General features: G+C 63.9%; 21 protein-coding genes. 9 read left to right on the forward strand and 12 right to left on the reverse strand.

Going from position 1 to position 23,313, the window contains the following annotated elements:
• Nucleotides 1–80 precede the first annotated feature (80 nt).
• The 5 genes from NOX35_RS15615 to NOX35_RS15635 all read right to left on the reverse strand — a co-directional run bounded on the left by NOX35_RS15615 (nucleotide 81) and on the right by NOX35_RS15635 (nucleotide 5,779).
• A complete protein-coding gene (locus NOX35_RS15615; protein WP_256493908.1) occupies nucleotides 81–998 on the reverse strand; it encodes a LysR family transcriptional regulator in 918 nt (305 codons plus the stop codon).
• Nucleotides 999–1,857: 859 nt separating this feature from the next.
• Nucleotides 1,858–3,021, reverse strand: coding sequence for an acyl-CoA dehydrogenase family protein (locus NOX35_RS15620; protein WP_256493909.1), 1,164 nt, complete (start codon nucleotides 3,019–3,021; stop codon nucleotides 1,858–1,860).
• An 82-nt stretch (nucleotides 3,022–3,103) separates the two neighbouring features.
• On the reverse strand, nucleotides 3,104–3,496 hold the full coding sequence (locus NOX35_RS15625) for a cupin domain-containing protein (RefSeq protein ID WP_034358217.1): 393 nt from the start codon (nucleotides 3,494–3,496) through the stop codon (nucleotides 3,104–3,106).
• Entirely contained in the window at nucleotides 3,481–4,791 is a 1,311-nt protein-coding gene (locus tag NOX35_RS15630; RefSeq protein ID WP_256493910.1) for a CaiB/BaiF CoA-transferase family protein, read from the reverse strand. The genes NOX35_RS15625 and NOX35_RS15630 overlap by 16 nt, the downstream gene beginning before the upstream one ends.
• 1 nt (nucleotide 4,792) lies before the next feature.
• A complete protein-coding gene (locus NOX35_RS15635; protein WP_256493911.1) occupies nucleotides 4,793–5,779 on the reverse strand; it encodes a tripartite tricarboxylate transporter substrate binding protein in 987 nt (328 codons plus the stop codon).
• 429 nt (nucleotides 5,780–6,208) lie between these two features.
• On the opposite strand from NOX35_RS15635, the gene NOX35_RS15640 reads away from it, so the two are divergent.
• Both NOX35_RS15640 and NOX35_RS15645 read left to right on the forward strand, forming a co-directional pair.
• Nucleotides 6,209–6,655 carry a hypothetical protein gene (locus NOX35_RS15640; RefSeq protein WP_256493912.1) on the forward strand — a complete coding sequence of 149 codons (447 nt, stop codon included), beginning with the start codon at nucleotides 6,209–6,211 and terminating at the stop codon, nucleotides 6,653–6,655.
• 169 nt (nucleotides 6,656–6,824) lie between these two features.
• Nucleotides 6,825–7,160, forward strand: coding sequence for a cupin domain-containing protein (locus NOX35_RS15645; RefSeq protein ID WP_003075803.1), 336 nt, complete (start codon nucleotides 6,825–6,827; stop codon nucleotides 7,158–7,160).
• A gap of 7 nt (nucleotides 7,161–7,167) precedes the next feature.
• Here NOX35_RS15645 and NOX35_RS15650 read toward each other — a convergent pair whose 3' ends face one another.
• Together NOX35_RS15650 and NOX35_RS15655 are read right to left on the reverse strand one after the other, a co-directional pair.
• On the reverse strand, nucleotides 7,168–7,959 hold the full coding sequence (locus NOX35_RS15650; protein WP_256493913.1) for a hypothetical protein: 792 nt from the start codon (nucleotides 7,957–7,959) through the stop codon (nucleotides 7,168–7,170).
• 101 nt (nucleotides 7,960–8,060) lie between these two features.
• A complete protein-coding gene (locus NOX35_RS15655; RefSeq protein WP_256493914.1) occupies nucleotides 8,061–9,548 on the reverse strand; it encodes a PLP-dependent aminotransferase family protein in 1,488 nt (495 codons plus the stop codon).
• A gap of 134 nt (nucleotides 9,549–9,682) precedes the next feature.
• On the opposite strand from NOX35_RS15655, the gene NOX35_RS15660 reads away from it, so the two are divergent.
• A complete protein-coding gene (locus NOX35_RS15660) occupies nucleotides 9,683–10,300 on the forward strand; it encodes a LysE family translocator (RefSeq protein ID WP_256493915.1) in 618 nt (205 codons plus the stop codon).
• A gap of 9 nt (nucleotides 10,301–10,309) precedes the next feature.
• On the forward strand, nucleotides 10,310–10,819 hold the full coding sequence (locus tag NOX35_RS15665; protein WP_182283122.1) for a GNAT family N-acetyltransferase: 510 nt from the start codon (nucleotides 10,310–10,312) through the stop codon (nucleotides 10,817–10,819).
• Nucleotides 10,820–10,871: 52 nt separating this feature from the next.
• On the opposite strand, the gene mnmH is transcribed toward NOX35_RS15665, so the two are convergent.
• The 3 genes from mnmH to NOX35_RS15680 form a co-directional block, all read right to left on the reverse strand.
• Nucleotides 10,872–11,927, reverse strand: a complete 1,056-nt coding sequence (mnmH, locus tag NOX35_RS15670; protein ID WP_182283123.1) for a tRNA 2-selenouridine(34) synthase MnmH — start codon at nucleotides 11,925–11,927, stop codon at nucleotides 10,872–10,874.
• Between the two features lie 382 nt (nucleotides 11,928–12,309).
• Nucleotides 12,310–13,665 carry a sodium:alanine symporter family protein gene (locus tag NOX35_RS15675; protein WP_182283124.1) on the reverse strand — a complete coding sequence of 452 codons (1,356 nt, stop codon included), beginning with the start codon at nucleotides 13,663–13,665 and terminating at the stop codon, nucleotides 12,310–12,312.
• Between the two features lie 253 nt (nucleotides 13,666–13,918).
• On the reverse strand, nucleotides 13,919–14,461 hold the full coding sequence (locus NOX35_RS15680) for a TIGR02281 family clan AA aspartic protease (RefSeq protein ID WP_256493916.1): 543 nt from the start codon (nucleotides 14,459–14,461) through the stop codon (nucleotides 13,919–13,921).
• Nucleotides 14,462–14,605: 144 nt separating this feature from the next.
• On the opposite strand from NOX35_RS15680, the gene NOX35_RS15685 reads away from it, so the two are divergent.
• Nucleotides 14,606–15,376 (forward strand): DsbA family protein, encoded by a 771-nt coding sequence (locus NOX35_RS15685; RefSeq protein WP_256493917.1) that lies wholly within the window; start codon nucleotides 14,606–14,608, stop codon nucleotides 15,374–15,376.
• 154 nt (nucleotides 15,377–15,530) lie between these two features.
• On the opposite strand, the gene NOX35_RS15690 is transcribed toward NOX35_RS15685, so the two are convergent.
• A complete protein-coding gene (locus NOX35_RS15690; protein ID WP_256493918.1) occupies nucleotides 15,531–17,918 on the reverse strand; it encodes a membrane-bound PQQ-dependent dehydrogenase, glucose/quinate/shikimate family in 2,388 nt (795 codons plus the stop codon).
• A gap of 204 nt (nucleotides 17,919–18,122) precedes the next feature.
• Nucleotides 18,123–19,385, reverse strand: a complete 1,263-nt coding sequence (gene icd / locus NOX35_RS15695; protein ID WP_182283128.1) for an NADP-dependent isocitrate dehydrogenase — start codon at nucleotides 19,383–19,385, stop codon at nucleotides 18,123–18,125.
• Between the two features lie 229 nt (nucleotides 19,386–19,614).
• Between icd and NOX35_RS15700 the strand changes: the two genes are divergently transcribed.
• The 4 genes from NOX35_RS15700 (at nucleotide 19,615) to NOX35_RS15715 (ending at nucleotide 23,310) form a co-directional block, all read left to right on the forward strand.
• Entirely contained in the window at nucleotides 19,615–19,884 is a 270-nt protein-coding gene (locus tag NOX35_RS15700) for a hypothetical protein (protein ID WP_256493919.1), read from the forward strand.
• A 185-nt stretch (nucleotides 19,885–20,069) separates the two neighbouring features.
• Entirely contained in the window at nucleotides 20,070–20,603 is a 534-nt protein-coding gene (locus tag NOX35_RS15705) for a DUF192 domain-containing protein (protein WP_182283129.1), read from the forward strand.
• Between the two features lie 9 nt (nucleotides 20,604–20,612).
• On the forward strand, nucleotides 20,613–20,984 hold the full coding sequence (locus NOX35_RS15710) for a hypothetical protein (RefSeq protein WP_182283130.1): 372 nt from the start codon (nucleotides 20,613–20,615) through the stop codon (nucleotides 20,982–20,984).
• Nucleotides 20,985–21,102: 118 nt separating this feature from the next.
• Nucleotides 21,103–23,310, forward strand: a complete 2,208-nt coding sequence (locus NOX35_RS15715) for a TonB-dependent siderophore receptor (protein WP_256496931.1) — start codon at nucleotides 21,103–21,105, stop codon at nucleotides 23,308–23,310.
• The last annotated feature ends 3 nt before the right edge of the window (nucleotides 23,311–23,313 follow it).

The following is a 23,313-nucleotide window of genomic DNA, read 5'->3' on the forward strand; positions in this document are numbered from 1 at the left end:
GCATTGCCATCTTTGACTGACAGGGTCTCATGGAGCAGGTTTTCTCGTCGAGCGGCAACAGACGCACCGAAGTTGCGGACTTAGCGGACTGCGGCTGGGAGTTCTGGCCGTGCGGCGTGCACCAGGTTCTGCACGCTGGCCACAAAGGCCTCGAGCACGGCCGGCATGCCCTGTGGCCGCCAGGCCAGCACGGCCGGCGTGGTCACGCGGCTGCCGCGCAGCGCCGCAAAGCGCACGCCGTTCATGCCCACGGTCTGCATGCAGGCAGGCACCAGAGCCACCCCCTGCCCGGCCGAGACCAGTGCCATGACGGTCAGCCACTGGCGCGCGGCATGGCGGGTATGCGGATGGATGCCGGCTTGCTGCAGACAGGCGATGACGTTGTCGTAATTTGCCGGAGCCACCTCGCGTGCAAACATGACAAAAGTGTCCTGAGCCAGCTCGTGCAGATCGATTTCGCCACGCTCGGCCAGTGCATGGTCGCTGGGCAGGCAGCAGACAAAAGCCTCCTCGCCAATGGACAGCGTGCGTATATCGTCCTGGGGCGTACCGATGTTGAGAAAGCCGCAGTCGATCTGCCCGCTGGCAATGGCCTGCAGCTGGTCGCGCGTGGACATCTCGTGCAGGCATAGCTCGACCAGCGGGCGCTCGACGCGAAAGGCCCGACAGAAACGAGGCACCTGCCGGTAGACCATGGACCCTGTGATGCCGATGTCCAGTCGCCCCTGCAGCCCCTGGGCCACGCCGCGCACCACCTCGGCCGCATGCTGGAGCTGGGCCAGCACCTTGCGCGCCTCATGCAAAAAGGCCTCACCTGCCGGCGTGAGCTTCACGCTCTTGGCGTCGCGCTCCATGAGTACCGTGCCCAGATCCTGCTCCAGCGCCTTGAGCGCCATGCTCAGCGGCGGCTGGGTGATGCACAGGCGCTGGGCAGCCCGGCCGAAGTGCAACTCTTCGGCCAGGACCACAAAGTAACGCAGCAAATGGGTTTTCATCATGATTCGCAAAGTCTGGTCAAGACCATACTCGATGCAGCAAGACACCGGGAATTCGCCTCGGTGGCTCATATGCCTCGCTCACCAACTCCTGCGGTCATGTAGCTGCAACAGAGAATTCAATTCAAATCAGCCTCTAGCCCTTTCACAGCATGCGCAAGCAGCTATCAAAAACAGCTATCAGATTTGTCGCCAGCGACAGAGGCCTTGCCGGCCACGCCGGGATTTCGCCCCGGCGGGCGACTCACTTTCTTGCTTGTGCAAGAAAGTAAGCAAAGAACACAGCCCTACCGTCCGCGTCCCTGCGCTTCGCTACGGGCAAACCTGCGTCACGCCATTCAGACTGCGGTGCCGCCCAACTCGCTGCGCGGCAAGCCGCTTCGCTCAGACAGACGGCGGCAAGCCAGAGCACGATGCAACGCTGTCCTGCGGCAGCGTTGCCCGCATCCCGAACCGCATGCCGCAGGCGCAGACACACGGGTGGGTACGGGCGGCCTGCAAGAATTGGGACGAAGCCGGTTGTTGGTCTCACCCCTTGTGCCCACGCCTGTGACGGCAAGCTCTTGCGGCGTGCAGCTGCACCGCAGAGTGCAGCTGCATCGTCATCAAATCTGCGGCCGTGTGTCTGAGCGAAGCGTGCACAGCACGCGCAGCGAGTTGGACCGCACAGCCGCAAGAGCTTGACGGCGCAGGTTGCCCGCAGGCGCAGCCGGCGGGACGGGGGCAGCGGGGGCCGGCTCTTTGCCTACTTTCTTGCGGAAGAAAGTAGGTCGGCTGGCGGGCCGAGACCCGCCCTCTGACCTTGGCGACGAAAGGTCAAGCGGGTCATTTGCTAACCCTCCCTCCGCTGCCCCTCGGGCTGTCAATACGACTTGGGCAAGCCCAGCACCTTCTCGGCGATAAAGCACATGATGAGCTGCGGGCTCACGGGTGCCAGGCGCGGAATCCAGGACTCGCGCATATAGCGCTCCACATGGAACTCCTTGGCATAGCCCATGCCGCCGTGCGTGAAGATGGCGGTCTCGCAGGCCTTGGCGCAGGCTTCGGCGGCCAGGTACTTGGCGGCATTGGCCTCGGCTCCGCAGGGCAGGCCCTTGTCGTAGAGGAAGGCGGCCTTCTGCACCATCAGATGTGCGGCCTCCAGGCCCATCCAGGCCTGGGCCAGCGGGTGCTGCACGCCCTGGTTCTGGCCTATGGGCCGGTCGAAGACCACGCGTTCGTTCGCATACTGGGTGGCGCGCGCCAGGGCCGCACGGCCCAGGCCCACGGCTTCGGCCGCGATCAGGATGCGCTCGGGGTTGAGGCCGTGCAAGATGTACGAAAAGCCCTTGCCCTCCTCGCCGATGCGGTCCTGCACCGGGATGCGCAGCCCGTCGATGAAGAGCTGGTTGGTATCCACGCATTTGCGGCCCATCTTCTCGATCTCGGTCACGGCGATGCGGCTGCGGTCCAGGTCGGTATAGAACAGCGACAGGCCTTCGGTGCCCTGGCACTCTTCCACGGGCCTGGTGCGCGCCAGCAGCAATATCTTGTTGGCCACCTGGGCCGTGGAGATGAAGACCTTCTGCCCGTGCACCACATAGACATCGCCGTCGCGCACGGCACGGGTCTGCAGCTTGAGGGTGTTGAGTCCGGCATTGGGCTCGGTCACACCGAAGCAGGCCTTGTCCCGGCCAGCGATCAGCGGCGGCAGCCAGCGCTGTCTTTGCTCGTCGGTGCCGAAGACCACGGCCGGGTGCAGGCCGAAGATATTCATGTGCACGGCCGAGGCCCCCGACAGGCCCGCCCCCGTGGCCGAGATGGTGTGCATCATCAGCGCGGCCTCGGTGATGCCAAGACCCGCACCGCCGAACTCCTCGGGCATGGCAATGCCCAGCCAGCCGGCTTCGGCCAGGGCCTGGTGGAAGTCGTGCGGAAAGCCGCCGTCCCTGTCCTTCTTCAGCCAGTAGTCATCGTCGAAAGGCGCGCAGGCCCGCTGCACGGCATCCCGGATCTGTTCCTGCTCGGCGCTCCATAAAAAATCCATGGCAGCTTCTCTCTATCGGTTGAATTTCAATGAAATCCGCCTCAAACGCCCGCCTGACAGGCGCTATCAGCTATTGTTTTTATCAATCAGGTCGACGCACGCGCGCCGGGTTCTCGCCATAGGGCGGGCTGTAGATGACCAGCAGACGCACAGGCTGGTCGCTGGTGACGCGAAACACATGCATGCAGTCCTCGGGGAAGAAGCAGGTGTCGCCCGCCTGCATGGCAAAGCGCTCGGTCTGGCCCTGGCTTTGCACCTCCACCTCGGCCGTGCCGTCCAGCAGATAGCAGGCCTGCTCCATGCCCGGGTGGGCATGCGGCAGCGCACCGCCGCCTTTTTCCAGCGTTCCGAGCACCACTTCCATATGCTGGGCGCCGACATTGGCCTGGCTGACGAGGCGCCGGTTCACCGTGCCGTGGTGGTTGGCGGGGCTGTAGCCCTGTACGTCCTGCTCGCGGATCAGATAGCGGGGCATATGTCTGTCTCTCTTTGGTCGTTGGATGATGAAGCCTGCATGCAGGCACCGCTGGCCTGCAGCGCGGCAATCTGCGCCTCGCCTAGACCCGCTTCGCGCAGCACCTGCAACGTGTGCTGGCCCAGCTGCGGCGCAGCGCTGGCCTCGCGGCCCGGGGGCGTTGCGCTCCACTGCGTGGGATTGGCCGTGGTGCGCAGCCGCCCCTCGCTGGGGTGCTCGATCTCGCGCACGAATCCCGTGGCCGCATGGTGGGGGTCGGCCAGCAGGTCCTCGGGCGAGGCCATGGGCATATTCGGCACGTCGGCCGCATCGAGCAGCGCACGCCACTCGGCCGTGCTGCGCTCGCGCATCAGGCTTGCCACCTCGGCATAGACGACATCGATATTCGCTGCGCGCTGGCCGTGGGTGGCAAACATGGGCTCGCGCATGCGCTCGCCCTGGCCTATGGCGTTGAAGAAGCTGTGCCAGTGCTTGTCGTTGTAGATCAGCACGCAGAGATGGCCGTCGCTGGTGCGGTAGGGCTTGCGATGGCGCGTCAGCAGCCGCGCATAGCCGGCCTCGCCCAGCGGCGGCTCGAAGCTCAGCCCGGCCATGTGATCGCCGAGGATGAACTGCGTCATGGCCTCGAACATGGGCACGACCACCGCCTGGCCCTGGCCGCTCTTCTCACGCGCATACAACGCTGCGGTGACCGCATAGACCGCATGCAGGCCCGTGACCCGGTCGCCCAGCGTCATGGGCGCATAGGACGGCTCGCCCCCGCCATACTGCTGGGCCAGCCAGGGCACGCCGGTCGCCCCCTGGATCAGATCGTCGTAGGCAGGCCTGGCCGCATAGGGGCCGGCCTGATCGAAGCCGCAGCAACTCACATGGATCAGGCGCGGATGGCTTTGCTCCAGCGTCTGCCAGTCCAGGCCGAGTCTGGCCATGGCCTGGGGCCGCACATTGCTGATGAAGACATCGGCATCGGCCAGCAGCTGCAGCAGCGCCTGGCGCGCTGCGGCCTGCTTGAGATCGAGCACCACCGAGCGCTTGCCCTGGTTGGCCTGCAGAAAAATGGGGCCCATGCCGGGGTTGCGCATGGGTCCTACATGGCGCATGTTGTCGCCCTCAGGCGACTCCACCTTGATCACATCGGCGCCCAGGGCGGCCAGAATCTGCGTGGCAAACGGCCCCATGATCACGGAGGTCATGTCCACGATCCTGACGCCGGCCAAGGGACCGGCTGATGTATCCGCTGAGGGGCTCGCTGTGTGGCCCGCAGCCTGACTGCTATTGCTGTGCATGCTCGTCATCTCACTGCGCCTCGATACCGGCCTGCTTGACAAGCTGCCCCCATTTGGCAAGCTGCTCCTTCACATAGAGCGCGAACTCGTCGGGCGTGGCCGTGGGCCAGACTTCGAAGCCGACCTGGGCCAGCTGCTCCTGCACGGCCTTGTCCTTGAGAATGAGCTGCAGCTCGCTGTTGATGCGCTCGGCAATGGCCTTGGGCATGCCGGCCGGGCCGAAGATGCCGTTCCACGAGGTGAGGTCGAAGCCCGGCAGCGTCTTGCCGATGGCGGGCACATTGGGCAGCAGCTGCGATCCCTTGGCCGCCGTCACGCCCAGCGTGCGCACGCGCTCGGTCTTGAGCGTGCCCCAGGCCGAACCCAGGTCGGCCACATACATCTGGATCTGGTTGCCCATCACATCGGTCAGCGCCTGCGGGCTGGACTTGTAGGGCACGCCGGTGATCTGCGTACCCGTGATGTATTTGAAGGTTTCCGAAGCCACCAGCGAGGTGCTGTTGGGCGTGCCGTAGGAGAGCTTGTCCGGATGCGACCTGGCATAGGCAATCAGCTCGGCCACGGTCCTGGCCGGCACAGAGGGATGGACCACCAGCGCGAACGGCAGCTCGCCCACACGAGCCACGGGCGTGAAGTCCTTGACTGGGTCGTACTTGAGCCCCTTGACCAGCCAGGGATTGGCCGAATGCGAGGTGTTGGTGGTCATGAACAGCGTATAGCCGTCCGGCTTGGCCTTGACCACATGCGCGGCCGCAATCTGGGCATTGGCCCCGGCCCGGTTGTCCACCACCACGGGCTGCTTGAGTCGCTCGCCCAGCTTGTTGGCCACCACGCGGGCTACCGCATCGGTGCCGCTGCCCGCGGCAAACGGCACCACCAGCGTGATGGGGGCTGCGGGATAGCTCTCCTGAGCCAGCACCGCCCCGCCAAAGCCCATGCTCATGGTGGCTGCCAGGCCTGCGCTCGCACAGGCTCGCAGTAAGAATCGCTTGTTCATGCTTGTCTCCTTGTTCAGGCTGCGGCACCTGTATCCGGTGCCTGCACTGCATGCTGAAGCGTTCAATCATTCAAGTCCAATTGTTTAAACCGCATGAATGATTCGATTTGAAAATCATTGAAGCCAGCTAGACATTCCCAGCCGCTGCGCACGGCGCCTCGCCTTCCCCTCTGCACGGCGAAATGAGCCGGATTTGTACCTGCGTGACCAGCCCTTATGCCTTTGAGGTGGCGACAGCGGCGACGATCGCGAGAGCGGCTCCGACGCCTGGAAGCAATTCATATGCCGCACGAGCAACGCCATCCACTATTCACGCGAGCCGGCGCTGGCGCAAGGCATTCAGTTTGAACAAATAGCTGAAGCGGATACGGCGTTGAAGTGCCGCTCAATGGCAGACTGTCGCCTTGTTTCTTCTGTATTCCTCTGACCATGGCCGAGCCTCTCAATCACCCCGGCAGCGACATCGAGTTCCATGCCGACCCGTCTGTTTTGCTGGCGCCCTTCGATATCTATGATCGGGAAGAGTCTCTGGGTCAGGAACTCGCGGTCTATGACCCCAATGATCCCCAGCAGTTGCTGCTGCTGTTCGATCACTATTTCTTTCCCTGCTGTGAACAGGCTTCATGGAGCACTGCGCACAAAGTGATGCTGACCCGGTCATTGCAAGCCGCCTTGCAAAGCCTGCAATACGACTTTGCAGCACCACTGGAAGACAGCCACGACGACTGCTTCTACCTGCCCGTCACCTGGCAGATTCAGGCTCCTCGGCAGTTCTTCCTGAACGCTTATTCGATCCTGCTGAAACGCTGGGCTGCAGAATTCGCCACAGCGGGCTTCAACCCCATGTCTGCAGAGAATCTGCGGCATCTGGCATGACAGCTGCCTGTCGTTCCCGGACCTCAGCGATACGCGCCAAACAGCGCTGATGAGCAACGAAACGAGGCGATAAGGCCTGATGCCCTACAGCGCTGTCACAAAACGGTGATTGAACTTGGGCCCCACTCGGGGGAGAATGCCTTATTACCGCTTTCGCTCAGGTGCTGTCATGGACCATATCCACTCCACGCCCACCCACCAAGCTCTGGATGTCGCTCCTTACGGAGCCAGGCTTTCTGCTGCTCACTCGAGCGTGCTCTTCAAGGCGGAAGATCTGGAAGTCATTCGCGTCGTGCTGCGCTCGGGCCAGTCGCTACCGCCGCATCGCGTGCCTGGCAGCGTCAGCCTGCAATGCCTGGAAGGTCGGCTCGAAGTTCTCATCGGCCAGACCGTGCATGAACTGGGCCCCAAGCAACTCATGCATCTGCCAGCCAATATGCCCCATGCCGTGCGTGCCATGGAAGACTCGTCCGCAATTGCCACCATCGTGCTCTGTGAGGTCTGAAGAATTTCTATCGAACAGGCAAAAACTGCATGAACGGGCCGGCAAGCAATCCCTGTGCATAGCCGATGACGGAGCGCCGGTAGCGCTCGGTGGTGTAATCCGCCACCAGATCCAGCCGGCCGATGATCTTTCCCATCTCGCGCTCGAAGCTCAGGTTGCGCTCCTCTTGCGCTATCTGATTCGATAGCAGCAAGGGCTTTCCACCGGGCGTCTTGCGCGAGTTGAGAATCCAGTTGGCAATTTCCAGATTGCGCGCTGCATTGAAGACATGCTGCGGATCCAGCCCGTCGATCAGCGTAAAGCTGGTTCGCCCGCCATGCGCGGTGACCAACATATCGGCTGCAGCATGGATGAAGGCCGCGACCCGGTCTCCGGCAAACTCGGGCTGCAAGGCCAGGGACAGCGCTGCCACATCGCGCTTGTCCTGCAGCTCATGCCAGGACTGGCGCTCCATGACGGCAATACGCACATAGGTCATGGCCGCTTCGCGGCTGGAAGCCGTCTTTTTCCATTCGGCGGGGTTGCGGCGGTAGAGCTTGTCCATGATGAGAAACAGGCTCTCCAGATTCTCCTTCATGGCCAGCGTAGCCATGCGGTTGCTGTCGGACTGCAGCAGCTCGCGCGAGTGAAAGTCCTCTCCCTTCACTTCGCCGTGATTCGTGGGGGCGCTGGAACAAGCGGCCAGAGAGCAAAGCACCAGCGCTGACAGCAGCCACCGCCCCATGCCCGGGCGACCGCGCAGGGGATCGCGCGTGCAGTGGCCTGCGGCGGCATGGGGCAAAGCTCGTGCTGCTGTCATGCTACAAACATAACAGCAGATGCAACATGCTCAATCACGCCAGAGGCGCGCGATTGTTATCAATCGTGAACAAAACCCGAGCCTGCCCACTGGGCAGGATGCTATTTGCGCAGCTGCCTGAGGATCTGTTCCAGCACCTTCCATGGCTCGGTATGGTCGGCCATCGCCACGGGCACGCGCAGCTTGCTGCTGGTTGCCTGCTGCGGCGAAAACAGCAGGCCCGGCGCCAGCAGCAGATTGCTCAGCGCCGCCTGACGCGCCAGCACCTCGGTATCCACGCCGCAGTCGACCCAGGCAAAAGTGCCGGCTACGGGTTCGTACTCCGCATGGCAGCCCAGCGCTTCGAGCTTGCGCAGACAGCGCCCACGCGCCCGGTCCACGCGTTCGCGCAGCCGGTCCACATGCTTGCGAAAGGAGCCGTCGGCCAGGATATGGTGCACGATCTGCTCCGCCGGCAGCGAAGAGGTCAGGCCCGCCAGCAGCTTCATGTCGGTCAGGCGGTGCACATACTCGGGCTTGGCCGCGATATAGCCCACGCGCAGGCCGCCCGACAAGGTCTTGGAGTAGCCGCCCACCAGAATCACGCGCTGCAATCTGTCCATGGCCGCCAGTCGCAGCGGCATGGCGCCCAGGAATTCGGCATAGGTGTCATCCTCGACCAGCAGGAAATCATGGCGCTCGGCAATGCGCAGCACCTCGTGCGCCACGCCGGCAGACAGGCTCAGCCCCGTGGGGTTGTGCACCGCCGTGTTGAGGATGAAGAGCTTGGGCTTGTGGCTCTGCGCCAGGGATGCCAGAGCCGCCACATCGGGCCCGCCGGGCAGGCGCGGTACGCCGACGACATTCACGCCCATGTACTTGAGCCGCCCGAAGATCAGAAACCAGGCCGGGTCCTCGACCAGCACGGTATCGCCGGGCTTGAGAAAGCAGCGCACGACCAGATCCAGGCCATGGGTCACGCCGCCTACAGTCATGAGGTTGGCCTCGGGGTGGGCCGGCACCTCATGGGCCTGCAGATTCGAGGCAATCTGCTGGCGCAGCGGCAGAAAGCCCTGGGGATGGCCATAGCTGAGAAAGCTTTGCTCGGCCCGCGCATTGTTACGGGTGATGGCGCGCATGGCGCCCGTGATCAGGCCCTGGTCCATCCAGCTCGAAGGCAGGCAGCCTGCGCCCCCTGTGCCCGCGCTGTCGTCGCGAAAAATGCCGCGCAGCAGATAAGCGGTGTCGAAGTCCGCCGGCTGCGCCGAGGCGGCAGCCACGGCGGCAGGCTCCATCACGCGGCGCTGGGCCGCCACATAAAAACCACTGCCGCGCCGCGATTGAACCAGACCCTGGGCAGCCAGCTTGTCGTAGGCCTGGACCACGGTGTCGCGGCTGACACCTGCGCTTTCCGCCAACGCCCGCACCGAAGGCAGGCGCACGCCCACGCGCAGGCCATGATTGCGGATCAGCCCACCGAAATGCTCGACCAACTGCTCCACCAGGCCTACCGCGCTGGAGCGCATGGGCTGCCAGCCCAGGGAGGCCGTAGCGGCCACAGGCAAGGCTGCCAGGGCCGTGCCCCCGCCGTCGATATGTGCATCCAGCATGGAGCGCTTTCTCAAAGTGTCAGGTCAATTAGAGCAGGCCAGCTCATGAATTGGCCTGCAAAAGTGTACTGATGGTGTACTGATTCAAGCTTTTAGTATAGAGGCACAACGCTTATGCAGCCCCAAGGTTCACCATGTCATTTCTGCCTGAATCCTCTGCCTTCATCCTGCCTCTGGCCATGTTTGCCTTTGTCAGCTCCGTCACGCCCGGCCCCAACAATGTGATGCTGACGGCCTCGGGGGCCACTTTTGGCTACCGCCGCAGCGTGCCGCATATGCTGGGCATCTGTCTGGGCGTGGTCCTCATGGTGCTGCTGATCGGCGCGGGCCTGGGCAAGCTGTTCGAGGCCGAGCCACGCATCTACACCCTGCTCAAATATGTGGGCGCGGCCTATCTGATCTGGCTGGCATGGAAAATCGCCCGTGCCGGCGGCGTGGACCAGGGCCAGTCGGGCAGCCGCCCATTCAGCTTCTGGCAGGCCGCCGCTTTCCAGTGGGTCAACCCCAAGGCCTGGATCATGGCCGTGGGCGTGGTCGCGACCTACACACCGCGCGAAGGCTTTTTCGTCAATCTGATGCTGTCGGCCCTTGTTCTGGGTCTGGTCAACTATCCCAGCATCAGCGTCTGGACCCTGTTCGGCAGCACCGTGGGGCGCGCACTGCGCACTCCACAGGCACTGCGCATGTTCAACGGCGTGATGGCCGGCCTGCTGCTGCTGTCGCTGGTGCCCATTTTTGCCGAGCATGTCTAAACTCGGCCCATGCAATATGACATACGCCAACTGACTGAGTCCGACCTTTGCAGTTATCGCGACCTGCGCCTGCAGGCCCTGACAGAATGTCCCGCCGCCTTCGGTGCCACGCCCGCGACCGAACAGGCACTCGGCGATGCGCAATTGCTGAGCCGCTTCAGCGGCGCCCAGGGTCAGGCCATGTGGGGAGGCTTTGACGCAGACGGCAGACTCTGCGCCAGCCTGGGCATGTATCGCGATCAGGGAGAGAAGACCACGCACAAAGGCCATCTCTTTGCCATGTATGTAGCTTCAACGGCCCGTGGCCAAGGCCTGGCCCGCCGCCTGCTGGAGACCGCTGCTGAGCACGGCAGAGCGCTGAACTTGCGGCAGCTGATGCTGGGCTGCAATGCCGGCAACGGCAACGCATTGCGCTTGTATGAGCAGGCAGGTTTTCGCGAATATGGGCTGGAGCCCGCGGCCCTGTACGTTGACGGCGAATATTTCGACGAGGTGCTGATGGTGATGAAGCTGGACTAGTCCGCACCGCACCGGCCCTTTTCAGCTGGCAGGTTTGAACAAGCGGCTTGGCTCAGCGCACCTGCATCGCAATGATCTGCTGCGCCAGACCAGTGATGGCCTCGTCCGAGAGCTGGTCTGTCTCCAGAACCTGGCGCCGAGACCATTGCTCGAAGTGATTCGACTGGGAGCGCTCGTAGTGCGGGTCGTAGTGGCGCAGCATCAGCTCTTCAAACAGCGCAGGCAGCTCCCCTTCCCGTGCCCATTGCTGCCAGCGGCCCACAGTCTCCTTGCCCTGCAGCTCCTTGAGCCAGCCCAGCTTGGTGGCCAGCACTTCGGGATCGTCCCCCAGATAGGCATAGTCGCGCAGCAGATAGGAAAGGCGTGCGGCGGTCGTCGCACGCACCTCGATGACCGGAGCCTTGTGCAGATGCTGCACAAGTACCAGCGGCAGGCCGACACGGCCGATCTTGGCGCTCTCGCCTTCCAGATAGACGGGGCGCGAGAGATCGAAGCTTTCCAGCTGCTCGGCAATCAGGGTTTCGAAACGTTTCTGGCTGGGCTGCTCGATGCCGGGCAGGCCGCCCAGCAAGGAGCCCTTGTGGCTGGCAAAGCCCTCCAGGTCCAGTACCTGCTCGCCGCTTTGGGCCAGCGCATGCAGCACGCGGGTCTTGGCCGAGCCGGTGGCACCGCAGAGCACGCGCATCTGCAGCTGCGGCACCAGGCTTTCAAGCTGCGCAATCACATGGCCGCGAAACGCCTTGTAGCCGCCGGCCAGCTGCTGTGCATCCCAGCCGACCAGACGCAGCCAGGTCACCATGGAGCCGCTACGCAGGCCGCCGCGCCAGCAATAGACCAGAGGCTTCCAGTTGGCAGGCTTGTCGGCAAAGGTTTCGCGCAGATGGCGTGCCAGATTCGCCGACACATAGGCAGCACCCAGTCGCTTGGCCTCAAACGGGCTGACCTGCTTGTAGATGGTGCCGATCTCGGCACGCTCGGCATTGCTCAGTACCGGACAGTTGATGGAGCCGGGGATATGGTCCTGCGCAAACTCGGCGGGCGAGCGGGCATCGATCAAGGCATCAAACTGGTGACGTTCGGGAACGCGAACGGGCTGGCGGTGGGACACGGCAGACTATCCATGGCTGCGCCTGACAGCCTGCATGGCTGCCGGGCAATGGCGTGTGGTCGGGCGCAAAGCGGGAATCGCGACAATGCGGCGATTCGACTTGAGGCTCGGCAACATGAAAAACCTGCAGTCTCATCTCAAGATGAAGCCCGGCAGGCCACGAAGCAAGGGCGTGGATCGAGCCTCGATACGCACAACGGCTGCGGCAAGATTTCCCGCAACAGTCATTCCCTGTGTGGAGGCATTTTCGCAGATATGCGGGACTGCTTCAGCCACAGCCCCAAAACAGCACAGGGCGCAGCTGCTTGCACAACTGCGCCCTGCGTGAGGTCAGGTCAAGCTCCAGCGCTTATGCTTCAAGCGCCTGAAGCTTTCAAAATGATCAGGCCTGATTTTCCTGGCGCGCAAAGTATTCGCGAGTGAGCTGCACGATCACAGGTGACAGCAACAGCAGCGAGATCAGATTCGGAATCGCCATCAGCGCATTCAGCGTATCGGCGACCAGCCAGGCAAAGTCCAGCGTGGCCACGGCACCCACAAAGGCGCTGATGGTCCAGAAGATGCGGAAGGGCTTTTCACAGATGGTGCCGACCAGATAGGTCCAGCATTTTTCACCGTAATAGGCCCAGCCCAGAATCGTGGTGAAGGCAAACACCGACAGCGAAACGGCCAGCACGTATTTGCCCACGCCGGGCATGGCGGCCTCGAAGCTCTGGGTGGACAGCACGGCCCCGGTAGCGCCAGAATTCCAGACGCCGCTGACCACGATGGCCAGCCCGGTCATGGTGCAGACGATGATGGTGTCGATGAAAGTACCCATCATGCCTACCAGCCCCGAAAACACAGGGTCTCGCGTGGCACCAGCAGCCTGGGCGATGCCGGCCGTGCCCAGGCCCGCTTCGTTGGAAAAAATGCCGCGCGCCACGCCCATGCGGATGGCCATCAGCACCGTGGAGCCCAGAAAGCCGCCCGTGGCCGCCGTGGGGTTGAAGGCCTGCTCGAAGATCAGTGCAAACGCAGCCGGAATGCGGTCGAAGTACACGCCCAGCACATAGAGCACGCAGATCACATAGGCCACGCACATGGCAGGCACCAGCTTTTCGGCCACCGCACCGATGCGGGTGATGCCTCCCAGCACCACGGCACCGGTAAGCACGGCCAGACCCAGGCCTGTGATCCAGTTCTCCAGACCGAAAGCCGTGTGCATGGCCGATGCAATACCGTTGGACTGCACCATGGAGCCGATGCCGAAACCGGCCAGACCGCCAAAGATGGCAAACAGCGTACCCAGCCATTTCCACTTGCTGCCCAGGCCATTCTTGATGGCGTACATCGGGCCGCCCACCCACTGGCCGTGGTCGTTTTTCTCGCGGTACTTCACCGCCAGCACCACCTCGCCATACTTGGTAGCCATGCCCAGCAACGCCGTCATCCACATCCAGAACAGCGCGCCCGGGCCACCCACGGCAATGGCCGTGGCCACGCCGGCAATATTGCCCGTACCCACGGTGGCGGACAGTGCCGTCATCAGCGCGGCATAGGGAGTGATGTCGCCATCGGCCTTGTCGCCGGGACGGCGACTGCGCCAGATCATGCGAAAGCCGCGCACGATATTGCGCAGCGGCATGAAGCCCAGGCGGATCTGCAGATAAAAACCCGTGCCGAGAATCAGCACGATCATGGGAACGCCCCAGACAATATCGTTGAGGGCCTTGAAGAGTTGGGTTAACCAGTCCATTGAGTGTCGTCTGCCGCAGCCAGCTTTCGCCTGCGGTCCATTGAATGGCAACAGTCCCGGAACATGTCTTTCACCCATGAGCGGCAAGTGCAGCAACCGCAAGAGGCCCGTGTGAGGCCCACGCACAGTGCACTATTCCTGTTTGCCGGTTGGCAAAGCGCCCTACTTTAATCCAGTCTGCAATCGCTTTTGGGCTACTGCGGACTATGACTTGCACAAGTGCGCAAAATCACGGCCAGCATCTTCACGGCACTCACTTGCGCGGGCGCAGCAGCATTTCGTCGCCGCTCATCTGCACATCGAAGTAGCGCAGAAAGTTCTGGCCCAGCAAGGCGTCGTCGCTGTCGTCACCCGTATAGCCCGTGCCCACGCGCACATCGCGCACACGCAGGCTGGCGATACGGACCTCGTCGGCGGTGACGATGCGGCCGTCACGTTCGCCGTTGGCCGTGCGAAAACGTACCTTCTCGCCGCCCTCCAGGCCGGCACGCTCGGCCAGCGCATCGGTCACGCTGACCGAGGTGGCCCCGGTATCGACCATAAAGGTGACGGGCTGATCGTTCACATAGCCCTTGACGCGGAAGTGCCCGTCCATGCCGCGCTCTATGCGCACCGTGCCATCGGCCATGACCTTGGCCTGGGCTGGCTTGAGGAAATACTGCATGGCCAGATACATTGCGCCCATGACCACCAGCCAGAACAGCAGAAACAGCATGGTGCTGCGCCGTGCCACGGATTGCGGGGAAGGTTCGGACTCTGGCGAGGACTGGGGCGGCGGCGTGACATTCAGGCGCATGGACAGGCAAACAAGCTGAGGACAATGCAGCCATTTTGCCAAGACCGGCGCCAAGGTCATACCCGGCCACTACGGCGCCAGCGCAGCTACCGCGCTTACATTGAAGCTTGTTTGCAAATCTACCGGCCTTGCAGGCCTTCCCATATGAACACATCCAAGCTGCCCGCCCTGGTGCTGCACTATATTTTCGATCCTCTGTGTGGCTGGTGCTATGCCGCCGCCCCGCTGGTCAAGGCCGCGCGCGAGGTGCCCGGCATCGAGGTTCAATGGCATGCCGGCGGCATGCTGACCGGAGCCCACACGCGCACCATCACCGCGGACTGGCGTGACAAGGTCATGCCCAGCGACCAGCGCATTGCCGAGATGACGGGCCAGCCTTTTGGCGATGCCTATCTCAACGGCCTGCTCAACGACATTGGCGCGCCGCTGGACTCCGAGCCCCCGACCACGGCCCTGCTGGCCGCCGAAGCGCTGGCCGGCAAGGGCCTGGAGATGCTGGCTGCCGAGCAGAAAGCCCATTATGTGGAGGGCCGCCGCATCAGCGAACCCGCTGTGCTGCGCGAGCTGGCGGCCGGCATCGGTCTGGACAGCGCGGCCTATGACATGGCCTACGCCGAGCAAAGCGGCGCAGCCACGCAAAAGCATATTGCCGAAAGCCGCCAATGGCTTGGCATGGTGCAGGGCCAGGGCTTCCCCACCCTGGCGCTGGAGTTCGACCACCCCGAGCAGGCTGGCCAACGCGCCGTGCAGCGCATCGAGATCGGCGAATGGCTGGGCGATGTCGACGGCTGGAAGCAGCAGCTGGCCGCCTGGGCCGAGCAGATTGCCGAGCTCAATCAGCAGCAGGCCGGCGACACCGACACCAGTGGCGACCCCAGTTGCGGCCCCGACGGCTGCGAGCTGCCACCGCGCTGAGCGGCATGGCCTGCGCGGCAGATACTCTTTTATTCATAGCTTACAGCGCTTGTTATTTAAAGAATTCAGACATTAATCAATTTGAACTCCTTATCCATAAAGCGCAAGAAGCTATGTTTTTAGAATATTTCTGCCACGACCCGGCACTCTGTCGCTACTGCGGCAGGGCATAGGCGATCACATAGTCACCGCGCTTGGGCGACTGGCGTGCGCCGCCGGCGGTGATCACCACATACTGCCTGCCGGTTCTGGGCGAGACATAGCTCATCGGCCCGCCCTGGCTGCCCACCGGCAGGCGTGAGCGCCAGATCTCCTTGCCGTTGGCGCTGTCGAAGGCGCGCAGATAGAAGTCCTGCGTGCCCGCGAAGAACACCAGCCCCGACTTGGTGACCATGGAAGGCCCCAGCGTGGGCATGCCGATGGGAATTGGCAGCCACATGGGAATGCCCAGAGGACCGGTGTCGCGCACCGTGCCCACGGGCACCTGCCATTTGATCTGCCGGGATTTCAGATCCACGGCCGTCATGGTGCCGAAAGGCGGCTTCTGGCAGGGAATGCCCAGCGGCGACAGAAAGCGCTGGCGCATGGCGCCGAACGGCGTGCCCTCCTGGGGCACGGCCCCCATCTCGATGCCGCTGGCACCGGGCTTCATATCGGCGCGCGCAATCATGTAGTTCGCCAGACCCAGGCGCATATCGTTGACGAACATGGTCTGGCTGATCGGGTCTATGGAAACGCTGCCCCAGTTCATGCCACCCAAGGACCCAGGAAACTGCAGCGTCGGCCCCATGCCCGGCGGCGTGAACACACCTTGATGCTGCATGTCCTTGAAGGCAATCCGGCACAGCAACTGGTCGAAGGGCGTGGCCCCCCACATATCGGACTCCTTGAGGGTCTGGTTGCCGATATTGGGCATGCCAGTGGAATGGGGCTGTGTCGGCGCATAGCGCTCGCCGGGTACATGGCCTTGCGGCACGGGCAGCTCCTGCACCTCGGCCAGAGGCTCACCGGTCTCGCGGTTGAGCATGAAGATCATGCCCTGCTTGGTCACCTGCAGCAGCGCGGGGTCCACCCCGCCCTGGGCATTGGTCACATCGACCAGGGCAGGCTGGGAAGGAATGTCGAAGTCCCACAGATCGTGGTGCACGGTCTGGTAGATCCAGCGCGGCTTGCCGGTCCTGATATCCATGGCCACGATGGCGGAGCTGTTCTTCTCCATCTCCGCAGTGCGCTGCGCCGCATAGAAGTCCGGCGTGGCATTGCCCGTGCCCAGATACGCCAGCCCCAGTCTGGCGTCATAGGACATGCCGCCCCAGACATTGGGCGAATTGCGCGTATAGGTCTGCCCCTGCGGCGGCTGTCCGGTGATGTCTGCATTGCCCGGGTCCCAGGCCCAGACCAGCTTGCCGCTGTGCACATCAAAGGCGCGCACCACGCCCGAGGGCTCGTCGGTCGAGAAATTGTCGGCCACGCGACCGCCCACGATCACCAGGTTCTCGGCCACCAGCGGCGCCGAAGTCTGCTGATACCAGCCCTGCTTGACCTCGCCCATGCCCTGGGTCAAATCCAGCACACCGTCCTTGCCGAAGTCGGTGCATGGCTTGCCCGAATCGGGATCGAGCGCGATCAGGCGCGCATCGATGGTGGGCAGAAACAGACGACGCCTGCAGCCTGGTGCAACATCTGCGGGCTTGCCGAGTGCGCCAGAGGCCTTGATTGCGGCCTCGTTTCCATCGAAGTAACCCAGACCTCTGCAGCGCTGCCAATTGGGCGACCTGGCCTCGGGGTCGAATTTCCACTTCTCCTCGCCCGTATCCACATCCAGTGCCAGCACCTTGCCGTAGGCCGTGCAGACATACAGGCGGTCCCCGATCTGCTGCGGCGTGTTCTGGTCTTCGGCGCCCGAGCCCATGCTCTGGGGCACATCGCCGGTGCGCGCCGTCCAGGCCACGGCCAGCTTGTCGACATTGTCACGGCTGATCTGCTCGACGGCCGCAAAGCGCTGTCCTGCGGGGCCCTGTCCCCAGTCCGTCCAGTCCGAGGCCCTGATCTCCATGGAGCCGACCGAAGGCACCTCGGTGACCTCGGGAGCAATCACCCCCTTGGGCGAAAAGGCACTGACGGCCGTCGCGACGATGCCCAGGCCCAGCACCACCACAGACACCCCGGCTCCAAGGCGTCCGTAGTCGTTCATGACCAGCTTGCCCGCCTCAAGCTGCCCATAGCCCAGAGCCACCAGCAGACCCAGCACGGCAAACACCATCAGGCGCGAAACCAGCGGCCAGAACTCCCAGCCCGCATCCCACCAGGCCCATAGCAGTGTCAGTACAAAGGCCAGCGCATAGACATGAGCACCGGCCCTGCGCCGCGCCAGCAGCAGTGTGGCCGATGCCAGCAGCGCCAGCCCCATCAGCACGAAGTACCAGCTGCCTCCCTTGCCCAGCAGAATGCCGCCGCCTATGGCCATGTACAGACCCATCAGCAGCATCAGCAACGCCACTGCAAGCCAGTACCAGCGCCCGTCATTGGATGAAGGAGCCATAGCCTCACCTGAAATTAATTGCCATTTGTGTATTGCACGCTTTAAAGCCGATACACATCGACATACTTTCGAGGCTTTGCACGCCAGCCCCAGGACTACAAGCGCCAGGTAAGAGGCGTAAAAAAAACCGCACCGTGGAGACGGCGCGGCGGCTGAAGTGACGGTACCGGCAGATCTCGCAGGCTGCCGGGCAGGCAGCGCAGCTCAGTCCATCATCGAAATCACCACATCCCCGAAGCCCGAGCAGGACACCTGGGTCGCTCCGTCCATCAGACGGGCGAAGTCATAGGTCACATGCTTGCTCTGGATGGCTTTTTCCAGCGACTCGACGATCAGATCCGCAGCCTCGCGCCAGCCCATGTGGCGCAGCATCATCTCGGCGCACAGAATCATGGAGCCGGGGTTCACATAATCCTTGCCGGCATAGCGCGGCGCCGTGCCGTGGGTGGCTTCGAAGCAGGCAATGCTCTCCGACAGATTGGCGCCGGGAGCAATGCCGATGCCGCCCACCTGCGCGGCCAGTGCATCCGAGATGTAGTCGCCGTTGAGGTTGAGCGTGGCCACCACCGAATATTCGGCCGGACGCATCAGAATCTGCTGTAGGAATGCGTCGGTGATCGAGTCCTTGATGATGATGTCCTTGCCCGTCTTCGGGTGCTTGATGCGGCACCAGGGGCCGCCGTCGATCAGCTCGGCAGCGAACTCGCGCTGCGCCAGCGCATAGCCCCAGTCACGGAAGGCGCCTTCCGTGTACTTCATGATGTTGCCCTTGTGAACCAGGGTCACGCTGGGCTTGTTGTTGTCGATGGCGTACTGGATGGCCTTGCGCACCAGGCGCTCAGTACCCTCGCGCGAGACGGGCTTGATGCCGATGCCAGAAGTTTCGGGAAAGCGGATCTTGTTGGCTCCCATCTCCTTGGCCAGGAAGTCGATAAGCTTTTTCGCCTTCTCGCTGCCGGCCGCGTATTCGATGCCTGCATAGATGTCCTCCGAGTTCTCGCGGAAGATCACCATATTTGTCTTCTCGGGCTCCTTGAGCGGCGAAGGCACGCCCTTGAAGTACTGCACGGGGCGCAGGCAGACATAAAGATCCAGTTCCTGGCGCAGTGCCACGTTCAGCGAGCGGATGCCGCCGCCCACGGGCGTGGTCAGCGGGCCCTTGATGGACACGGCATAGTCGCGCACTGCGGCCACGGTTTCCTCGGGCAGCCAGACATCGGGGCCGTAGATGCGCGTGGCCTTCTCACCCGCATACACCTCCATCCAGGCAATCTTGCGCTGCCCGCCATATACCTTGGCAACGGCAGCGTCTGCCACCTTGCGCATCACCGGCGTCACATCAACACCGACACCATCGCCCTCAATGAACGGAATGATGGGCTGATCGGGAACGTTCAGCGTCTTGTCCGCATTGACGGTGATTTTCTCGCCCTGCGACGGTACCTGGATGTGCTGGGAAGCGCTCATGCTCTGAAATCTCCTAGTCCTTGATGGTGTGCGGCGGCGCACCTTGCTGGTGCATTTTGCATATGACCGAATTCTGACACCACTACACCGCACAAATTCTAAGAAACCACCGGTAAATGCCTGTCAACGCCGGCACAGCAAGGCCGTTGAAAGACTGTGAGGCGCAGATGGCCTGCGCTGAACAAACCCTGAAACCAGGCATTGCCGCATCTTGAGGAAATTGGCACACATGAAAAAACTACTCGCTGTTCTGATTGCCGGTACGTTCGCCGCTGGCGCATTCGCTCAAGCCGCTGCGCCTGCGAAACCTGCCACCCCTGCTGCCCCAGCCGCAGCCACCGCACCTGCGGCCATGCCGGCCGCAGCAACACCTGCCGCCCCCGCTGCGGCGCCCGCTGCAGCACCAGCCCCCGCAGCCAAGCATGCCAAGTCCATGCACAAGCCTGCCAAGTCCCACGCCAAGCACAGCACCAAGAAAGCTGGCAAGCCTGCTGCCTGACGAGCACTGAAGGCGGCACCGGCGCGGGCCCCTGAGGTGTTGCACCCGCTGCCGGCAAGCGCAAAAAGCCCGCAGAATTCGGATTCCTGTGGGCTTTGTGGTTTGTGGCATGCGGGTTTCAGGCGACATTCAGCCCCAATGCCTTAGGCTGTCGGCTTTCGACTCTTTTTTGGCATGCAAGGCTTATGAAGAACTTCTCCAGCCAGACCTCTGACTCACGCCAATGCGGCTGGCGTGCGCGCACCATGTTGCTGGCCGCAGCGGCCCTGTTCGGACTGCTGGGCACCGCTCCGGCAATGGCCGGCGATCAAGGTCAGCCCCAGACGAACCTGCGCCGCATCGACCTGACGGCCGGCATGTACCGCATCGACACCCAACTGGCCGTCACGCCGCAGCAGCGCGAGATCGGTCTCATGTTCCGCAAGGAGATGCCGCAGCAGGAAGGCATGCTCTTTGTCTTCGAGGTACCCGGCGTGCAGTGCTTCTGGATGCGCAACACCATCCTGCCGCTGACCGCGGCCTTTGTGGCCGATGACGGCACCATCGTCAACCTGGCCGATATGAAACCCATGAGCGAAGACTCCCACTGCTCGGCCAAGCCCGTGCGCTATGTGCTGGAGATGAACCAGGGCTGGTTCGCCAAGCGCGGCATCAAGGCCGGCACCAAACTGGGCGGCAGCCTGTTCACGGCCGCGCTCCGGCCTGCAGCCAAGCCATAATCGCCTTCCATGCACGCATTGCGCTCATCGTTGTCGCTCACCCGGCTGATCCTGGCCTGGTTTGCACTGACGCTGGGCGTCGCCGTGGCATCACCCCTGGTCCACCCCCAGGGCTTCGAGCTGGTCTGCACGGCCAGCGGCGACATCAAGCTCGTGGCACTGGGCGACAGCGCCGCGCCGGGCATGGGCCACCATCAGCTCGATTGCCCCATGTGCCTGACTGCTGGCGCACCGCCGCCAGCCCTGCCGCAGATGGATGTTCCCCGCCATCAGCCGCTGGCCCACGCGCTGCTGCCCCTGGTGGCAGCGCATATCGCATCCGTCACGCGCGCTCCCCTGCCGGCGCGCGGCCCGCCTTCGCCGACTCCCCTGTCCTCTTGAATCGCCGCCGGGCCTGCTGACGCGCGCCCGGCCCTCCTGCGCCCACGGGCGCGGGACCGCGCCGCATGCGCGGCGCAAGACCCGGAGTCAGTTCGTGAATTCTTTCCCCTTCCCCGCGATGGCGGCGCCGCTGCGCCTGCCCACCACCATTTTTCGTCCCCATCCCCTGGCCACGGCGCTGTGCTGTGCGCTGGGCGCCGCATGGGCGCCAGCCGCGCACGCGCAGGCCCTGGCCGAGGCGGCACTGCCCGCCGTCGAAGTCTCCGACCAGGCCACGGCCGACGCCAACGGCCTGCTGCCCCTCGACAAGACCGTGGGCACCGCCAGCCGCCTGGGCCTGACGGCGCGCGAGACGCCGGCTTCGGTGCACATCGTGGACCGTGCCGCCATCGAGGCGCGCGGCGCCCAGGATACGCAGGAGATCCTGCGCTCCATCCCGGGCGTGACGGCCTACAGCCCGCCCGGCAACATCGGCATCAGCTACCGGGGCTTCGGCACGGGGTCGGTCAGCCAGCTGTTCAACGGCATCAATCTCCAGTACTCGATCGCGGCGCGGCCCGTGGACAGCTGGATCTACGACCGCGTCGAGGCCATCGGCGGCGCCTCCAGCTTCCTCTATGGCGCGGGCGGCGTGGGCGGCACGCTGAACTACATCACCAAGCTGGCCCAGCGCGACCATTTCACCGAAGGCCAGCTGCGCCTGGGCAGCCACGGGCTCAAGGAGGCCTCGGTGGGGTTGAACCGGCGCCTGGGCGATGCCACCGACACCCAGGGCAGCACCCACTACCTGCGCCTGGACCTCAACCACCGCGATGCAGGCAGCTGGGTGGGCGGCACGCAGTCGCGCTCCACGCAGCTGGCGGCCTCGCTGCTGTCCGACCTCGGTGGCGGCCTGACCCATACCCTGGCCTACGAGGCGCAGCACGAGCGCGTGGACCGCCCCTACTGGGGCACGCCGCTGCTCAATCCGCTGCGCGGCCAGGCGCGCGTGGATGAAGGCACCGTGGGCCAGAACTACAACAGCGCCGACGGTCTCTATGCCCAGCGCGTGCAGTGGCTGCGCTCCATCACCGAATGGCGCGCCAGCGACCGGCTCAAGCTCAGCAACACCTTCTATGCCTACGACGCACTGCGCGACTACCGCAATGTGGAGACCTACCGCTTCACGCCCGACAACAGCGCCGTCATCCGCTCGGCCGCGCTGCTGCAGCGCCATGACCAGCGCATGGTGGGCGACCGCATCGAGGGCAGCTACCTGGGCGAGCTGGCCGGCCGGCGCAGCGAGTGGGCCTTCGGCCTGGACGTGAGCGTGAACCGCCAGACACGGTTTCCGAACAGCCTGTCGGGCACGGTGAGCATGGTCAACCCCTACGATTTCGCCACCGAGAACTTCCACGACATCCCCGGCATGGCGCCAGGCTTCCGACCCGACCGCGACAACAAGGTCACCACCACCGCGCTCTACCTGGAAAACCGCACGGCCCTCACGCCCGCCCTGCACCTGCTGACCGCCCTGCGCCATGAACGCATCGATGTGGACCTGACCAACCGGCGTGATGTGACGCCCGCCCTGCCCGCCAGCTACAGCCGCGGCTACAGCCCCACCACGGGGCGGGTCGGACTGGTCTGGGATGCCTCCCCCGAGGCCAATCTCTATGCGCAGTTCGCCACGGCCGCCGATCCCCCGTCGGGCATGCTCATGGGCGCCTCGTTCTCGGACGCGATCAACAACACGGAATTGACCACGGGCCGCCAGTTCGAGGCCGGCAGCAAGCTGTCGTTCTGGCAAGGCAAGGGAACGGCGGCGCTGGCGGTCTATCACATCACGCGCCGCAACCTGTCCACCCAGGACCCGCAGGACGCCACGCGCACGGTACTGGTGGGCCAGCAGTCATCGCGCGGGGTGGAGCTGTCCATGGGCCTGGCTCCCACGCCGCGCTGGTCCATCCAGGGCAGCTGGAGCCATGTGGATGCGCGCTACGACAACTACCAGCAAGGCGGGGTGTCACTGGCCGGCAAGCGGCCCACGAACACGCCATCCAGCGTGTTCAATCTCTGGACCAGCTACCGCATCACGCCGGCGCTGGAGGTCAACGCCGGGCTGCGCCGGGTCGGCGGCATCTATGCCGATGCGGCCAACACCCTGTCCTGGCCCGCCTACACCCTGCTGGACCTGGGATTGAGCTACCGGATCGATCCGCGCATGACCGTGGTCGCACGCCTGCGCAACGCCACGGATCGCACCTACGCCGCCAGCCTGACCAGCACCATGGCCTACCTGGGCGCGCCGCGCACGGCCGACATCGCCTTGCGCATCGCCTTCTGAACG

This window comes from Comamonas sp. C11 (genome assembly GCF_024496285.1).
Taxonomy (GTDB): domain Bacteria; phylum Pseudomonadota; class Gammaproteobacteria; order Burkholderiales; family Burkholderiaceae_C; genus Comamonas; species Comamonas testosteroni_F.

Bases quoted from the DNA above. Each gene is read 5' to 3' on its own strand.
- NOX35_RS15615 (WP_256493908.1), bottom strand. From the start codon at position 998: ATGATGAAAACCCATTTGCTGCGTTACTTTGTGGTCCTGGCCGAAGAG.
- NOX35_RS15620 (WP_256493909.1), bottom strand. From the start codon at position 3,021: ATGGATTTTTTATGGAGCGCCGAGCAGGAACAGATCCGGGATGCCGTG.
- NOX35_RS15625 (WP_034358217.1), bottom strand. From the start codon at position 3,496: ATGCCCCGCTATCTGATCCGCGAGCAGGACGTACAGGGCTACAGCCCC.
- NOX35_RS15630 (WP_256493910.1), bottom strand. From the start codon at position 4,791: ATGACGAGCATGCACAGCAATAGCAGTCAGGCTGCGGGCCACACAGCG.
- NOX35_RS15635 (WP_256493911.1), bottom strand. From the start codon at position 5,779: ATGAACAAGCGATTCTTACTGCGAGCCTGTGCGAGCGCAGGCCTGGCA.
- NOX35_RS15640 (WP_256493912.1), top strand. From the start codon at position 6,209: ATGGCCGAGCCTCTCAATCACCCCGGCAGCGACATCGAGTTCCATGCC.
- NOX35_RS15645 (WP_003075803.1), top strand. From the start codon at position 6,825: ATGGACCATATCCACTCCACGCCCACCCACCAAGCTCTGGATGTCGCT.
- NOX35_RS15650 (WP_256493913.1), bottom strand. From the start codon at position 7,959: ATGACAGCAGCACGAGCTTTGCCCCATGCCGCCGCAGGCCACTGCACG.
- NOX35_RS15655 (WP_256493914.1), bottom strand. From the start codon at position 9,548: ATGCTGGATGCACATATCGACGGCGGGGGCACGGCCCTGGCAGCCTTG.
- NOX35_RS15660 (WP_256493915.1), top strand. From the start codon at position 9,683: ATGTCATTTCTGCCTGAATCCTCTGCCTTCATCCTGCCTCTGGCCATG.
- NOX35_RS15665 (WP_182283122.1), top strand. From the start codon at position 10,310: ATGCAATATGACATACGCCAACTGACTGAGTCCGACCTTTGCAGTTAT.
- NOX35_RS15675 (WP_182283124.1), bottom strand. From the start codon at position 13,665: ATGGACTGGTTAACCCAACTCTTCAAGGCCCTCAACGATATTGTCTGG.
- NOX35_RS15680 (WP_256493916.1), bottom strand. From the start codon at position 14,461: ATGCGCCTGAATGTCACGCCGCCGCCCCAGTCCTCGCCAGAGTCCGAA.
- NOX35_RS15685 (WP_256493917.1), top strand. From the start codon at position 14,606: ATGAACACATCCAAGCTGCCCGCCCTGGTGCTGCACTATATTTTCGAT.
- NOX35_RS15690 (WP_256493918.1), bottom strand. From the start codon at position 17,918: ATGGCTCCTTCATCCAATGACGGGCGCTGGTACTGGCTTGCAGTGGCG.
- icd (WP_182283128.1), bottom strand. From the start codon at position 19,385: ATGAGCGCTTCCCAGCACATCCAGGTACCGTCGCAGGGCGAGAAAATC.
- NOX35_RS15700 (WP_256493919.1), top strand. From the start codon at position 19,615: ATGAAAAAACTACTCGCTGTTCTGATTGCCGGTACGTTCGCCGCTGGC.
- NOX35_RS15705 (WP_182283129.1), top strand. From the start codon at position 20,070: ATGAAGAACTTCTCCAGCCAGACCTCTGACTCACGCCAATGCGGCTGG.
- NOX35_RS15710 (WP_182283130.1), top strand. From the start codon at position 20,613: ATGCACGCATTGCGCTCATCGTTGTCGCTCACCCGGCTGATCCTGGCC.
- NOX35_RS15715 (WP_256496931.1), top strand. From the start codon at position 21,103: ATGGCGGCGCCGCTGCGCCTGCCCACCACCATTTTTCGTCCCCATCCC.